The sequence below is a fragment of the Paenibacillus sp. JNU01 genome (assembly GCF_059130585.1).
Genome location: NZ_CP169723.1, coordinates 4214927 through 4230537 on the forward strand (window position 1 = coordinate 4214927; position 15611 = coordinate 4230537).

General features: G+C 47.3%; 10 protein-coding genes and 1 other RNA gene. All 11 read left to right on the plus strand.

The window, feature by feature from the left end:
• Window positions 1-525 precede the first annotated feature (525 nt).
• On the plus strand, window positions 526-3321 hold the full coding sequence (gene rnr, locus NLBNIHML_RS18355; RefSeq protein ID WP_494352458.1) for a ribonuclease R: 2796 nt from the start codon (window positions 526-528) through the stop codon (window positions 3319-3321).
• A 259-nt stretch (window positions 3322-3580) separates the two neighbouring features.
• The gene (smpB, locus tag NLBNIHML_RS18360; protein WP_062837738.1) at window positions 3581-4063 is read left to right on the plus strand and encodes an SsrA-binding protein SmpB; all 483 of its coding nucleotides are present in this window, start codon (window positions 3581-3583) and stop codon (window positions 4061-4063) included.
• A gap of 587 nt (window positions 4064-4650) precedes the next feature.
• Window positions 4651-5015: a transfer-messenger RNA gene (ssrA, locus tag NLBNIHML_RS18365) on the plus strand.
• A gap of 446 nt (window positions 5016-5461) precedes the next feature.
• Window positions 5462-6388, plus strand: coding sequence for a metal-dependent hydrolase (locus tag NLBNIHML_RS18370; protein ID WP_494352459.1), 927 nt, complete (start codon window positions 5462-5464; stop codon window positions 6386-6388).
• Between the two features lie 136 nt (window positions 6389-6524).
• The gene (locus tag NLBNIHML_RS18375; RefSeq protein WP_494352460.1) at window positions 6525-7232 is read left to right on the plus strand and encodes a uracil-DNA glycosylase; all 708 of its coding nucleotides are present in this window, start codon (window positions 6525-6527) and stop codon (window positions 7230-7232) included.
• A gap of 107 nt (window positions 7233-7339) precedes the next feature.
• The gene (locus NLBNIHML_RS18380; protein ID WP_494352461.1) at window positions 7340-7702 is read left to right on the plus strand and encodes a hypothetical protein; all 363 of its coding nucleotides are present in this window, start codon (window positions 7340-7342) and stop codon (window positions 7700-7702) included.
• A 555-nt stretch (window positions 7703-8257) separates the two neighbouring features.
• Window positions 8258-10447 (plus strand): cache domain-containing sensor histidine kinase, encoded by a 2190-nt coding sequence (locus NLBNIHML_RS18385; RefSeq protein WP_494352462.1) that lies wholly within the window; start codon window positions 8258-8260, stop codon window positions 10445-10447.
• Complete coding sequence (locus NLBNIHML_RS18390) at window positions 10438-12216, plus strand: response regulator (RefSeq protein ID WP_494352463.1); 1779 nt, start codon at window positions 10438-10440, stop codon at window positions 12214-12216. The genes NLBNIHML_RS18385 and NLBNIHML_RS18390 overlap by 10 nt, the downstream gene beginning before the upstream one ends.
• A gap of 196 nt (window positions 12217-12412) precedes the next feature.
• Window positions 12413-13726, plus strand: coding sequence for an extracellular solute-binding protein (locus NLBNIHML_RS18395; RefSeq protein WP_494352464.1), 1314 nt, complete (start codon window positions 12413-12415; stop codon window positions 13724-13726).
• A gap of 71 nt (window positions 13727-13797) precedes the next feature.
• Window positions 13798-14667, plus strand: a complete 870-nt coding sequence (locus NLBNIHML_RS18400; RefSeq protein ID WP_339304843.1) for a carbohydrate ABC transporter permease — start codon at window positions 13798-13800, stop codon at window positions 14665-14667.
• A gap of 15 nt (window positions 14668-14682) precedes the next feature.
• Entirely contained in the window at window positions 14683-15558 is an 876-nt protein-coding gene (locus NLBNIHML_RS18405; protein WP_192136213.1) for a carbohydrate ABC transporter permease, read from the plus strand.
• The last annotated feature ends 53 nt before the right edge of the window (window positions 15559-15611 follow it).

Consider the following 15611-nt stretch of genomic DNA (forward strand, 5'->3'; position numbering starts at 1 on the left):
AATGGCTTAATTGATGAACCTTCGTTTCGTGGAGAAACGGGGGTTTTTTAATAAATTTTTACGCGTCCAAACTTTACCAACAATAATCTAATCTATAGACTCCATGATTTCGGTCTTCTTCTCACTTCTGTTCGGTTTTCCTTCCTTAACATGCAACACAACCCCTATCATGTATGGATATGTCCCTCGCTTATTCGTTACGCGCGAACGCACTCCCTATAATGAATGTCATGTGTACAGAAAATTTTCGGATGTAGTCCTTTGGCAGATGCGTACAGCATGGGTATCGCATAAAATGTCTGTAGAGATACGTGAAAGCGTGATTTTAGAGGAGCGCCCGGCAACTGTGGTTTTTTTACGAGGTACGGATGGGCTGGATTGAATTCGTGTATACTAGGGTATGAGATAGTATGGGTGCGCGACTATACTCTTCCCGACAGTGATTGCATGAAAATGGTAAGAATTCCGATACATAAACAGATGAGATCCGATTACACTTTTATGTTTCCCGAGGTGAATATATTAATGATAACAGAACAACAATTGCTCGACTTCATGCGGGAGACCGCTTATAAACCGATGACTTATCAGGAGTTGGAACAGCACTTCGAGATCGAAGACGCAGCTGATTTCAAAGCCTTTTTGATTATGCTGAATACGCTGGAGGAATCCGGAAAAGTTCTGCTGACCCGCAACAATCGTTATGGCATGCCAGAGCGCATGGATTTGGTTCGCGGACGTCTACAGGCTCATGCCAAAGGATTTGCTTTCCTTATTCCTGAGGATCGAGAGCACCCGGATGTGTACATTCACGCCAATGACATGAAGAGTGCGATGAATGGTGACACGGTATTGGTTAAAGTCACGTCCCAAGGCCCTTCTGGCGGTCGCCTGGAGGGTGAGATCGTCCGTATTGTTACTCGTGCGGTGACACAAGTTGTAGGGGTGTTCCAAAGCCATGAGGTTTACGGCTTCGTAATTCCGGATGACAAACGGATTAATCGCGATATTTTCATCCCGCGTACCAATTTTGCTGGGGCGGTTGACGGACAGAAGGTTGTAGCAAAGATCGTCAGCTATCCGGAGGGCCGTGCGGCAGCCGAGGGTGAAGTGATCGAGATTCTCGGTCATAAGGATGAGCCGGGTATTGATATTTTGTCCGTTATTCGCAAGCATCAGCTGCCTGAAGCTTTCCCCGATGAAGTGGTAGAAGAGGCGGAAAAAGCACCAGACTCTATTACCGATGAAGAAATCGTTCAACAAGGTCGCCGTGATCTGCGTGGACTGAACATTGTCACGATTGATGGCGAAGATGCCAAGGATCTGGACGATGCAGTAAATGTAGAGAAACTGCCTAATGGTAATTACCGTTTGGGAGTTCACATTGCCGACGTCGGCTACTATGTACAGGAGAATTCCAAGCTGGATCAGGAAGCCTACAACCGTGGATGCAGTGTATATCTGGTGGACCGGGTTATTCCGATGTTGCCTCAGCGCCTATCCAACGGAATCTGTAGTTTGAACCCGCAAGTAGATCGCTTGACCCTGTCTTGTGAGATGGAATTCAACGATCAGATGAAAGTTGTGAAACATGACATTTTCACGAGTGTAATCAAAACCAAAGAGCGGATGACGTATTCCAACGTTCGTAAAATCCTTGAAGGTGAAGAGCCGGAATTGCTCGAGCGTTATAAGGATCTGGTAGATGATTTTCATCTGATGAAAGAAATTGCCTTGAAGCTGCGAGCGATGCGTATGCGTCGTGGAGCGGTTGACTTTGATTTTGAAGAATCCAAAATTATTGTGGATGCAGAATGCAAACCGATCGATATCGTGAAACGGGAGCGTTCGATTGCAGAGCAAATCATTGAGGAATTCATGTTGGCAGCGAACGAAACAGTGGCAGAGCATTTCCACTGGTTGAAGGTGCCGTTTATCTATCGTGTGCATGAAGATCCAGATCAGGAAAAACTGCAAAATTTCCTCGCCTTTGCGGCGAATTTCGGACACCAGGTCAAAGGGCGTGGCAATGCAATTCATCCACGGGCCCTTCAATCGTTGCTTGAGGATATCAAGGAAACCAAAGAACAAACCGTGATCAGTACGATGATGCTTCGTTCCATGAAACAGGCGAAGTATGATTCTGAAATGTCAGGTCACTTTGGCCTCGCGGCAGAATTCTATAGTCACTTTACGTCTCCAATTCGTCGTTATCCCGATCTCGTCATTCACCGGGTGATTCGCGAAGTCATTGAAAATAATGGGGCTTTGCCGGAGAACCGTCAGGAGTATTTGGCAGCACGTATGGCCGATATTGCCCAGCAGTCTTCTGAACGTGAACGTGTGGCGGTAGAAGCTGAGCGGGATACGGAGAAAATGAAAAAAGCCGAGTACATGCTCGATAAAGTAGGCGAAGAGTTCGAAGGCATGATCAGCAGTGTGACCAGCTTCGGTATGTTCATTGAACTGGAGAACACGGTTGAAGGTCTGATTCGTCTGAGTGCGCTTACGGACGACTATTACCATTTTGACGATCAGCATATGGCTCTGATTGGTGAACGGACTTCAAAAGTCTTCCGTATCGGGGATGAAGTGAAGATCCGTGTGGCACGTGTCAGCATGGAAGAGTATACGATTGATTTTGAAATGGTGGATATGAAACCTCGCGCTGAACGTCCTGGCGGCTTCGGTGGCGGACGTGGCGGCAAAGGTGGACGTCCAGGTAGCGGAGGCGGACGCGGCGGTGCCAAGGGTGGACCGGGTGGATTCAGCGGATCGCGTGGCGGCAAAGGCAGCTCAGCCAGTGCTGGAGGCAACCGTGGTGGCAGATCACCGGAAGAGAGCAGCAAAGGTGGACGTGGCGGTCGCGGCGGAGCAGCGAGTGCAGGTGCGGGAGCAGGCTCATCCGGTGGATACGGAGGTAAAGGCGGCGGCAAACCGAAAGGTGAGCGTCGTGCTGGTGATGCTGGCGGATCGACTGGTCGGGGTAAAGGCGCGGTGAGCTTTGGTTTTGGCTCAGGTAAAGGCGGTTATAGCTCTACATCGGGTGGTTCGGATAGTAATTCAACTGGTGGACAAGGAAGTGGACTGAACAGCGGCAACGGTCGCGGTGAAGGAAGCTTTAAGTCCGGCAAGGGCGGCGGTAAAGGTGGCAAAGGCGGAAGTGGACGTAAAAACACTTCGCCGAGCGGCGTATTTATCGGAGAAAACGCAACTCCTGGGGGTGCTCAGGAAGGCGGAGCACCACGTCGCAAGCGGAAGAAGAGCAAAGGCGCAGCTGGTAACGGCACGGCAGCTTTTGTGCGGAAAAAGAAAAAATAAAGCTAACGTTACCTGAAGATATGGATAACCATTCGTTCCTCTAGGTTAAGCGTTGGAGAGATAGTCACTTTCTGCGGTGTGTTGTTTCGCACTGTCTGGAAGTGGTGTAATGAGGAGGGGCGGCAGAGGTCGCCTCTTTCTTGATTTTAACAGCCGTACTTGCTACAATTAAGGTCTGGCACGTGGTACCTTGGTGCAACAATGGGTGCGCTGCTACAGAGCATGGTACCGACTTATTTTACGGAGAAGGAGTGAGGACATGGGCAAGAATGATGGACAGAGTAAAGTGCTCGCACAGAATAAAAAGGCTTCCCATGACTACTTCATTGAAGATACGTATGAAGCGGGCATGGTGCTTACCGGAACGGAGATCAAATCTCTTCGTAACGGCCGTGCGAATATTGGTGATGCATTTGCCACGATTCGGAACGGTGAGATTCATATTCATAATATGCATATTAGTCCTTTTGAACAAGGGAACCGAAATAATCCGCTCGATCCGACACGTACGCGCAAGTTGCTGATGCATAAAGTACAGATTCACAAGTTGCTCGGGCTGTCGAAACAGGATGGGTACAGCATTGTGCCACTGAAGATCTATATCCGCAACGGTTACGCTAAGCTGTTGCTTGGACTGGGTAAAGGTAAGAAGCAGTTTGATAAGCGTGAGACTGCAGCCAAGCGGGATGCACAACGTGATATTCAACGCGCAATGCGCGAGAAGCAGAAGGTTGCACGTTAAGTGGAGCGCTGGGTGTGAAAGTTTTACTTTAGGTGCATAAGTTAGGTTTTCGTGATGGAGTTAGGAAGGTTGATGTTCGAGTTAAGGAGTCTCAAGGTTGTCCTGCAATGGGCAAGGTTGAGGCTTTTTTATTTGTACTAGCGAAAGTAATTAGATGAGGTTGTTGAAGTGTGCTGTGAACTGAATTTTTGTGATATGTGTAGAAGAAGTAAGTAGGAGCATGGAATATGGCGTAGTGATGAATCAAAATTACTCGCTCTTGCGTAGTTTGCCTGATTTGTGGGTAAAATACTTAGGTACCGATGTTCGTGATCCGATCTGGGTAAACTTTACTTCCGAATGGTGACGCGGTATAATATGTAGACGATTGAGCCTGTTGTATTGGATAACTTTGTACACTTGCTCAGCCTGTTGGAACGTTTTCCAACAATCTATACTATATCGGCTTGCTGCTCTATGTTATGATTACTCATGTAGCAGACAGGAATGCCGAGTTTGAAAGAAGCATCTTTTTACCTTGGAGGAAAAAGATGTGCAGCACCTTTGCTCCGTATTCACGGATTAATCCTGGAGCCCTTCTTATATGAGGGGGCGTTTATGGATTCGACGGGGATAGTTCGAGCATGGGTAGCGGGTAGTGGGGACGCGTCCGCTTCATCAACGCTAAAGCCTATTAAACGGCAAACAACAAACAAACTACGCTTTCGCAGCCTAAGAAACTGTGTGCGTGCTTCTAACCTGCATCGCCCATGTGACAGGATTAGGGGCTAACAAGTAGTGGGATACGCTGTCACATCTCCGCCTGGGGTGTGCTGAAGAAGACAATCAGGCTGACCCAACGTATAGCCGGTTACGGGGCGATACTCGGGTGACATCAAAACTGTGACTACACCCGTAGAAGCTTATGTGTCGTTATCTTCGGACAGGGGTTCGACTCCCCTCGCCTCCATTAGAGTCAAGAAACCATCAACCAGTAATCTGGTTGGTGGTTTTTTAGTTTATGATATAATAACCTAAATTATATAAATAGAGGAAATTGAGGTATATGTAGGTCGGGAGTAACTCCCGGAAAGTATATCAGGTACATTTAGGCTCTGAAACGTATATAGGTATCTATAGCCTGCTTTAGCTAGAGCAAATTATGATAATAGAAAATACATACGGATCATCCATTGTTATGGGGATTTTAATAGCTTGTGGATCCCACTTGTGTGGAGACTATGCTGACTTGGTACGCGAATTTAGATCTAAGAGAGTAGAGTGGATACATCCAAACGGAGACTACTCCCCGCAGACCTTTGGAAGAGGTCCGACTCTCAGGGTCTTTTATATGAAAAACAAATTTTTAACATTAAATATCATATTTTTTGATGCTAACAGAGTAAAGGAGTAGTTATTTTGGATCCATACTTATATTTGTTTTTTCATGTTCTATCACATGCTCTTCTAGGGGCGGTAATTGCATACTGCTTTTTGCCAAGGGATACATGGAAAAATCTTATGATATGTCTATGTTCGGGTGCACTGTGTGGAATAATTCCTGATATTTTTGGGGATAGAAGTGTAGCTCCTTGGTCGCATTCTATATTGTTTACACCCCTTTTAGCTTTTGGAATAGCATATTTGACAAAACTGTTCTATAAAAAGACAAGTTTCAAATTAATCTGGGGATCCTCTATTTTGTCTGTCTTGTTTGGGCACTTATTTTTAGACTATATGGGACATGATTTACCAGCATTCTATCCCCTTAGCGATAAATCATATATTATGGGAGCCATTACATTGGGAGATCCTTGGATATGGTTCCCGTTAATTATTGGTCTTGGATTAAGTGTTTTTTTGAGGAACAAGCCTAGATTACCTGTAATTACTTCGATACTATTCATATTGGTATATTTAGTTTTTCGAATAATATCAAAAGAAATAATTGAGCACAAAATTCAAGTTCAACACCCAGTTCCTGAAAAGTCATATATTATAGTGGAGCCCGATAGTCATTATGAATTTCCTCTAGATCCCAGAAAATGGTTGGAGTTTAGATTTCGAGTCATCAGTCCTCATTTCTCTAAAGGTGGTGATGCGGGTATACTGGGAGAGAAGTCAGACAAACTATTCTGGTACGATTTTTATCCAGTAGCCTTTGAGATTAATTTATCAAGAGGGAAATACGTTTTAATAAATTCACAAAATTCTAAAGTTGTTCTAACTGTTACTAAGGAATGGAAAGAAGCCGGTTCTAACTTTATTGAGGGAAAGTATAATGGAAACCCTCTTACCTACAAAGAAACCACCAATGGTCAGTGGGAAGAAGTTATACCGCAATAGTTTTCTACAGTTACAGTTTCTATCCACCATCAACCAGCGGTCTGGTTGGTGTTTTTTCTGTTTATGATATAATCTTTGTAAAATAAGCTGATGCAGGCCCGATATACTCTGTAATCTCCCAAAGGAGGCAAATAGAATGAGCCAAACGCAGCAACAGATCCGTGAGTTTGTTGCAGGGATACAAGCATATGTCTCGCCCGTAAATGTGATTAATCCTTGGAGAGATTATGTGAAGGGCTATGATATCGGCCCAGAAGCGGTAAAGATTCGGTCGGAACATTTGGTCAGGTATTTTGAACCAAGAATGTGCAAGGCTCGGTACATTTTTATTGCGGAAGCGGTGGGATATCAAGGGGCTAGGTTCTCCGGCGTACCCTTGACGTCTGAGCGAATGGTTACCGGGAATCACTCGCTGGTGGATCACCAGATGATTTTTGCAGGCAAGCCGGGTGTCAGAACAAGCCTGCCCAATATTGCCAAACCTAATCGGAGTCAGGCAATGTATGGATTCGCAGAACCGACAGCATCCATTATATGGGGCGAAGTGTTATCCAGTTCAAGGTGGAAACCAACGGACTTTATATTTTGGAACATCTATCCCTTTCATCCTTATCAATCTTCTGAAAACAAGATGACGAATCGTACGCCGACTTTGGTAGAGTTGGAGGATGGTGTGTTATTTGCCAGACAGCTAATGCAACTGAATCCTGATGCCCAGATCGTGGCGATTGGCAGAAAGTCAGCAGACACGTTAAGCTCACATCTCATTAAACATCACCATGTTCCCCACCCTGCAAACGGGAGGGCAGTACAATTCCAAAAAGCAGTAAGGTCCATTATCTAGCTCATTTTGAACTGGAGGAATGTAAGGCTAACATGTGCATTTCTTATTGTTCAAGTGTCCGCACATAACGTAATGCCTATCCTATAAAGATTGGTTGGTGAAGTTAAATGATTGAAAAATACTGGCTTGTGGTGCAATATCCGCTGAAGAGCGCGCAGGGCAGCAAACGAGATCATTGGTTGAAGGAAAAGGTAATGGAATATCTGGAAACTGTTCTGACCCAGGCGGAGTTGGGAGGGGTGGATGGATGTGATATGGGTAGCCGTGTGGCTGATCCGAAGGAATATGTAATGAACATTTTCTGTGTGGTAACGGATGAAGATCGGAGCATAGCGCTAATTAAAAAAGTGCTGAGGGAGAGCCGCCTGGATTACACCCGCATCCAAATCGCTACGACGCCATATGGCACAGAAGGAAGCTACACGCTGAAATATGCCTCCAAAAAAGGCGTTACCGAATTCTCGCTTTGATCACGATTCGCTGTGGTTGTTTACCATAACGAACTCTGTACTTGTCCTGCCCGAGGGCGTTTTGCCTCCTAAAATTTATACGAGAAAATGATGATTGGACTCCCCAAACTTAACCACTCGATCAACACACGCCCCATAGTAAGATTTGTGCATGCTCGTACATATCGTAATTCTGCTCAAAAGTATGCACATTTCAAGGTAGATATTCATCAGCGTCTCTTAATATTCAGATCTTCCGCGTCCCCCGCATCACTCTCCATCCAGCACAAACCACAACTTATTATCTGTACCTCCAAAGGTTTATAAAGCAGTGCTCCTTGGGTTTCAAGTCAGGGCCCCCCATGCCCGAAGTATTCACAACCATCTGCTCCCCTAATCCTCATTCTACTTCACGCAGTCATACCATCCCCAAGCGATAAAAAGAATTGAGCCTCCTCCATACACCGTCCTATAATATACAATTGTATACAATCCAAGAGAGTGGTGGATAACACAACCGGTCATCCGATCCAAACCGTTAAACCCATCACACTTCGGAACCAAAGGAGGGTCAGAGTGAAAAACAGAGCAAAGGATGCAACAACAGATGCAGGAGCAACAACAGAAGGTGATGCAACAATTGAAGCGAAAGTAACAGCAACAGCATCAGATGTCGAGACCAATGCAGAAGCAAACGAAAATACGAAAGCAAACACAAGAGCAAACACAAGAGCAAACCCCAGTGCAATGAAGAAGAAGTGGACTCCCCGTTTCAAAGAGTTCATTCAACGCATGCCCAAGACGTTGGCTTTTAAAATCCCGTTTGCCTACTTTGTCATTATTCTGCTAACGGTGGCGTTCAGTGCGTTGGTGTTGAATCGAATCTCGGAAAATGACGCACAGCGAAAGATTAATGAAGCATCACTGCAGACAATCACATCCATTGAGACCAATGTTAATCTGATGATCGGGAACGTGAACAATTATTCGAAGATGATTTTCTCTGATCCCAACTTGCAGAACCTGCTGCGGCAGGGCAATGTGTACTCCAATTTACAGACACAGTCCAAGGTCAGCGCGTATTTGACCAATCTCATGCAAGCGGTTCCAATTATTGATTCAGTCTATATTTATGATAATTCGGGTCACCGATTCTCTGTCGGTACACAGGAGTGGCCCACGTTTATGGAAGCGAATGTGAAGGAAGCGCCGTGGTACGAACAGGCTTTGAAGCACAACGGACGATATCTTCTCAGGCTGAATGGTGGCAACAACGATAGCGGAGTCTCGGCGACGGGGGAGAATAATGGGCAAGAGGTAGTCTCATTTATTCGCCTCATTCGCGATTTGGATGATACGTCTCCACTTGGCTTTCTGGTCATGAACATCAAGGGGGCATCCATCGCGCAAGCCTACGCCAACCTGTCTGCACCGGATTCATTTCAGGTGGCCATTCTGGATGAGCATCAGCGGGTGATCGCAACCAACGCAACCGATGGGAAGAAGGGCGTGCCTGCGGTATCCGACGCATTCATGTCTGCGGCTTCTGGACAGGAAGGCATGCACGAGATGTTAGAGGCCAATCAGGCCAAGTTAAAACAAACATTTCAAGAGCAGCCCTCCGGCTTCATCACCTTGCAATCGGGTGGTCAGGAATATGCGGTGACCTATCGTTCGGCTGGTGATGATCAATGGAAATTCATCAGCATGAGTCCATACCGGGCTACCGATACCCGTAATAAATCCATGGTGCTGCTCGCATTGATCCTACTGGCGGTGAATGGAACTGTCTTTTTTGTAAGTTCATTCATCATCTCGCGCAGTGTCATCAAGCCGATTCACAAGCTGCTCCGTGCCATGCAGAAAGCGCCCAGTGGCAACTTCCGTAAAGTGACGGTTGAGCTGAACAGCTACGAGTTCGAACAGCTATATGGAGGATACAACCAGATGATTGAGCAGATTGACCAGATGCTGAAACGAATCATTCAGGAGCAGCAGACGATCCGCCGTGCAGAGCTGAATACACTTCAGGCGCAGATCAAGCCGCATTTTTTATATAACACACTGGATTCCATCACCTCCCTGGCCATGTCGGGCATGAACGATAAGGTATGTGAGCTGTTAGAAGCGCTCGGAAGTTACTATCGACTGAGTGTCAGCAAAGGCCGTGAACTGATTACACTGCACGAGGAGGTTGAGATTGTACGCAATTATCTGACGATCCAGCAGGTACGCTACCCCGGTGTATTTGAGGTGCAGTACGATATCGATTCAGACTGTGAGCGGGTGATGATTCCCAAGCTCGTGCTTCAACCTTTGGTAGAAAATTCGCTATATCATGGCATTCGTCCCAAAGGCGGCCCAGGCACGATACGCATTCAAGCACATCGATCCAAGGAAGGGGTAATTCTAACGATCACTGACGACGGAGTCGGCATGTCCGAGGAAGAGATACAGCAGGTTCAACGCAAAGAAATCAATCGTTCTAACCGTTTTGACTCAACGAACTCAACGAACTCAACGAACTCAATTAACTCACAGAACTCAATTAGCTCAACGAACTCATCTATCTCCTCTAGTTCATCTAATCCTTCTAATCCTACCTATAACTCTAAACAAAATCCAAGCTTTGGCTTATGGGGCACGATGGAGCGACTTCGTATTTTCTACGAAAGAGAGGATGGACTCAAGCTGGAGAGCGAGGTTGGAAAAGGAACCACCATTATGATAACGATCCCGAAGGGAGCCGATGAATCGTGGAATTAACTATGAAACCATTCAAGGTATTGATTGTGGACGACGAATATCTCATCCGAAATCTGCTGCGTATGCGTATCGATTGGGAGCAGCAAGGCATGGTCATCGTTGGCGAGGCCTCCGATGCCGCGGAGGCTTTGGATCAGGTGGAGCTGTTGCGTCCAGACATCGTATTCACGGACATATACATGCCAAAGATGGACGGCATTGAACTGAGCCGTATCCTCATGGAGCGTTACCCGAGCCTGAAAATCGTGGTTGTGACGGGACATGATGAATTTGAGTATGCTCGTCAGAGTGTGAAGCTGGGCATATTCGATTTTATTTTGAAACCCATTCGTGCTTCGGAGTTATTACAGGTTACGACGAAGCTGCGAGCGACGATTGAGCAGGAGATCGGACGTGAGTGGGAGCTGATAAAGCTGCGGGAGGAAATGAAGCAGAGCTTGCCTTATCTCAGGGAGAGGTTTGTGAATCAATGGTTAAGTCATGTGGTACCTGAGGATGAACTACACGAGAAGGCGCGATTCTTCGGCATTCCTATCTCGTCTAGTGAACCGGGATTACGCATCGCAGTAATGGAGGTTGAGGTTGCTGTACCGCAAGCGAAGATAGATGCACCAGAGGTATATCGACATCTGCCCGAGACATCTCATCAAGTTCATGAAGCTCATCAAGCCCGTCAACCGCACCAACTCAGCCAAGTTCAACAAGAGCCTCAACACGATCAAACCCATATAAGCCGACATCAGACAGAAGCCCATCCACAACCCGCTGAGGAAATACATATTCTGCTGCGAATGGTAGGCATGAAGCAGGTACAGGCTTTTTATGCGCAGGATTCACAAACCATTATTGTCATGGACCCGCATAACCGAATCGTTGTGCTCTCGCTTGGTGCGGATACGGAATTTGCCAATCAGGTACAGCAGCTTCAGGAAGAACTTCAACATACACTTAAGCTCGAAGGGTGCGAAGTGGATGTGACTGTAGGGATTGGGCAATGGCAATCAAGATGGGAAAAGGCCTGTGTGGGATACCGGGAAGCCTGTCGTGCACTCGATTATCAGGCGTTTGTGGGGAAAAATCAGGTCATTTGCTTCGAGGATCTGGTCATTGAAAGCGGGAATAGGCCCTACCACTCGGATACTCAGCTGCTCCAACAACTGCAATTTAACGTCAGTGTTGGGGCGGGAGAAGAAGCGGTATTATTGCTGGAGCGTATACTGTCTGTGCCGTTCTCGGACGTTTCACAGTTTCGGATGGCAGCCTTGGATGTGGTTACAGAGTGCCAACGTGCTGCCATAGAGCAGCAGATTGAGGTAGAGCACGCATTGAACAAAGAGGGCGTTGCGGCCATTTTTACAGCAAATCATCTGCCTGAACTAAAAAGCATGCTGAAGCAGCATGTCCGCACCATATCGGATGTCATACAAGCCAAGCGACAGGCCAAGGAAGGCAACCTGATCGACCGGGTGAAGGCTTATCTTGAAGAGAACATGGGCAATGCGGAAGTGGGGCTTTCCAGCACGGCGGCTGCTTTTTACGTAAGCTCGGGCCATCTGGGGCGGCTGATGAAAAAAGAAACCGGGCAGACATTTGTGGAATATCTCACCCAACTCCGCATGAAGAAGGCTGAACTGCTGCTGAAACAGACGGATCTGAAAGGATATGAGATTGGGGAGCTGGTAGGCATCCCGGACCCACACTACTTCAGCGTCTTGTTCAAAAAACATATCGGCCGATCCATGAATGAATATCGAAATGTAAAAACCTGAAAAATGAGAATGTAGTCGGGCGTGTTGGGGAGTGTGGGGAGTGCGGCGAAGGTCTGAGTGTAAACCCGCTTCGGTTGTAATTCCACATATGTTCGAAAATTACAAATCGATGCCTGTTTTCTAAATGGAGAACAACGCACAGTTTGCCTAAAATATGGGCTAGAACCAACGAAAACACATAGGGAGGTCTGTAGATATGAAAGCGCTATTAAAAAAATCAGCAAGTCTAATTCTGACGTTGGGCATTGTAAGTAGTCTGGCGGCATGTTCATCTGGCTCGTCCGGCGGCGCACAGGGGGAAAGTAATGGCAAGATCAAGCTGACGCTATGGGATCAATCGGTCGGCAATACCGATCCTTCGGCCAAGCTGCTGCCCGAGATTGTGGAGAAATGGAACAGCGAGCATCCAGACATTCAGGTTGAACGTACGGGCACGACAGGAGAACAGTACAAAACCAAAGTCAAAACATCGATTGCAGCTGGTGAAGCGCCGGACCTGTTCTATGGCATGGGAGGCGGCAGCTTCATGCAGCCGTACATCAAATCCGGTAATGTGCTGGAAATCTCAAGTTACCTGACGGACGATATTAAAGAACGGATGGGCCCGGGTATGGCTGAGGCAATCAATATGGACGGCAAAATCTACACGTTGCCCGTGTACACACATATCGCCAACCTTTACGTGAACACGGAATTGTTCGAGCAGGCGGGTGCCAAGATTCCCACCACCTATAACGAACTGCTGGATGCAATCGAGAAGCTGAAAGCGGCAGGAATTACTCCGGCTGTGATTGGGGAAAAAGACCGCTGGCCGGGCATGTACTGGTACGACATTATTGCGATGCGCCAAGCAGGCAATGCTGCGGTGATGGAAGCCTTTAAAGATCCGTCAAAGTGGGATTCGCCCGACTTTGTTGCCGCCGCGACTAAGATGCAGCAGCTTGCGCAAGCAGGAGCTTTCAACAGCAGCATGTTCAGCATGAGCTATGACGAGATGCTTGGGGCATTCAATGCAGGCAACGGGGCGATGATGTTCCAGGCCAACTGGGTGAATGCAGGAATTGAGGATCCGTCCTCCGCAGTCAAAGGCAAAGTGAAAGTGATTCCGTTCCCGGTGTTTGAGGATGGAAAAGGCACAAATACCGAAATCTTCGGCGGAGCTGTCGATGGTTTCTACATCAACCAGAATACCAAATATCCGAAGGAAGCTGTAGAATTCCTCATGTATCTGAGCGAAGAGCTCGGTACGCAAGGTTTCCTGGCCGGAGCCGGTCTGCCAAGCTGGAAAACAGATGCACTCGACACGTCCAGTCTGTCCTCCCTGGATCTGTCTGCGGCAGACATTATGAAAACGGCGACCTCATTCATCGCGTGGTGGGATAACATTCTGCCAGCGGAGTCTGCCGAAGCGCACAAAAACCTGATTGCCCAGCTGCTTGCCGGCGATATAACACCTGAGGAGTTCTGCAAACAAATGGCACAGCTCAAACCAACAGAGCTAAGTCTGTAGGTTAAACAGTTAAAACCCAAACAAGGCGTGGTCCGGTATATCCCGGTCACGCCTTTGAGAGGAGAACAACAATGAACTCTGTATTTTCCAATAAAGGCACCATAGCTGTCTTCGTACTGCCCACACTGATTCTGTTCTGCGGAATTGTGCTTATTCCAATCTTTGTCTCCAGTTATTACAGTCTGTTGGACTGGAATGGCGTAGGCAGGGGGACATTTATCGGTCTGGACAACTATGTGGAGATGTTTAAGGATACGCGTGTACTGAATTCGATCAAAAACTCCCTGTTATTCGCGGGAGCTTCGGTGTTCATTCAACTGCCGATCTCGCTCGTGCTCGCGCTGATTCTGGCGTCCAACGTCAAGGGGGAAGGGTTCTACCGGACCGTGTATTTCATCCCGGTATTGATCTCAACGGTGGTTATTGCCCAGTTGTGGTCAAAAATCTACAATGCCGATTACGGTCTGCTGAACGTGCTGCTGCAAAATATCGGCTTAGCCCATTGGGCGCAAGATTGGCTGGGTCAGAAGCACACGGCACTTGCGGCTTCTTTTATCCCAACCCTATGGCAGTACGTAGGGTATCACATGCTGCTGATGTACGCAGGAGCGAAATCCGTCTCGCAGGATGTGCTTGAAGCAGCAAGAATGGATGGTGCTTCACGTCTTCGCACGGCTTGGTCCATTATGATTCCTTTAATGAAGCCGATCCTGAAGGTAAGCCTTGTATTTTCGGTTATTGGCGCATTCAAGGTGTTTGACCTGATCTATGTGCTGACGGGCGGCGGGCCGTTCTATACCACTGAAGTGCCGAGCACGCTGATGTACGCCACCATTTTTGATACGTTCCGGTACGGATATGGCAGTGCAATCTCGGTATTTATCATTGTGGAGTGTCTGGTATGTACGATCCTCATTAATTCATTGTTCAAAACGGAATAGAAGGAGGCATGAGGCATGAGTACCGTAGAAGTCATGTTGCAAAAAAAGCCCAAGCCAAGGTCCATCTCCGGACCAATCGGGAAAGTGTTCCTGCAAGCGTTTCTGATCCTCGTCGCAATTGTGCAGATCTACCCGCTCATCTGGCTGGCGCTGTTTTCCCTGAAGGATAACAGTGAAATATTCAGCGGCGATGTTGCCGGATTACCAAAGGCGTTTCTGTGGAGCAACTATACCAAAGCCATGTCCGACGGCCATGTGCTGACCTATTTTATGAATAGCGTGCTGGTCACAGCTGCCTCCATTGTCTTGGTACTGATCCTGTCTTCGATGACGGGATACGCAATCACAAGAATGAACTGGAAGCTCAGCGGGCTCACGATGACGATTATTTTGCTGGGCATGATGGTGCCGATTCATGCGGCGCTGCTGCCATTGTTTATTATTTTGAAGAATCTGAGCCTGCTCAACAGTTATTGGTCACTGATCATTCCCTATGTGGCGTTTGGCATTCCGATGGCGGTATTCATTCTGGGCAGCTTTTTCAAAGGTATCCCGCGAGAGATGGAGGAGTCGGCGGTGATCGACGGCTGCGGTATCTACCGGACGTTTTTCTCTATCATTCTGCCTCTGGTAACCCCGGCTATATCAACGGTAGCCATCTTCACGTTTTTGTCGTGCTGGAATGAGCTGATGTTTGCGGTCACGTTTATTAATAACACGGCTTATCAGACATTGACGGTGGGCATGATGTCGATGGTGGGAACGTACATTACGCAATGGGGCATCATTGGTGCGGGACTGATGATTACGACGGTGCCAACGGTGATCATCTATCTGCTGTTGAATAAACAGGTGCAGAAGAGCATGATCGCAGGTGCGATCAAAGGTTAGTTGGAGACTGGACTAGACCGCGGTCTATGAACATGGAATAATAAGAGGTATGT

What these genes read in the sequence shown, in the direction of transcription:
- rnr (WP_494352458.1), top strand. Translation starts at nt 526, where the DNA reads ATGATAACAGAACAACAATTGCTCGACTTCATGCGGGAGACCGCTTAT.
- smpB (WP_062837738.1), top strand. Translation starts at nt 3,581, where the DNA reads ATGGGCAAGAATGATGGACAGAGTAAAGTGCTCGCACAGAATAAAAAG.
- NLBNIHML_RS18375 (WP_494352460.1), top strand. Translation starts at nt 6,525, where the DNA reads ATGAGCCAAACGCAGCAACAGATCCGTGAGTTTGTTGCAGGGATACAA.
- NLBNIHML_RS18380 (WP_494352461.1), top strand. Translation starts at nt 7,340, where the DNA reads ATGATTGAAAAATACTGGCTTGTGGTGCAATATCCGCTGAAGAGCGCG.
- NLBNIHML_RS18395 (WP_494352464.1), top strand. Translation starts at nt 12,413, where the DNA reads ATGAAAGCGCTATTAAAAAAATCAGCAAGTCTAATTCTGACGTTGGGC.
- NLBNIHML_RS18400 (WP_339304843.1), top strand. Translation starts at nt 13,798, where the DNA reads ATGAACTCTGTATTTTCCAATAAAGGCACCATAGCTGTCTTCGTACTG.
- NLBNIHML_RS18405 (WP_192136213.1), top strand. Translation starts at nt 14,683, where the DNA reads ATGAGTACCGTAGAAGTCATGTTGCAAAAAAAGCCCAAGCCAAGGTCC.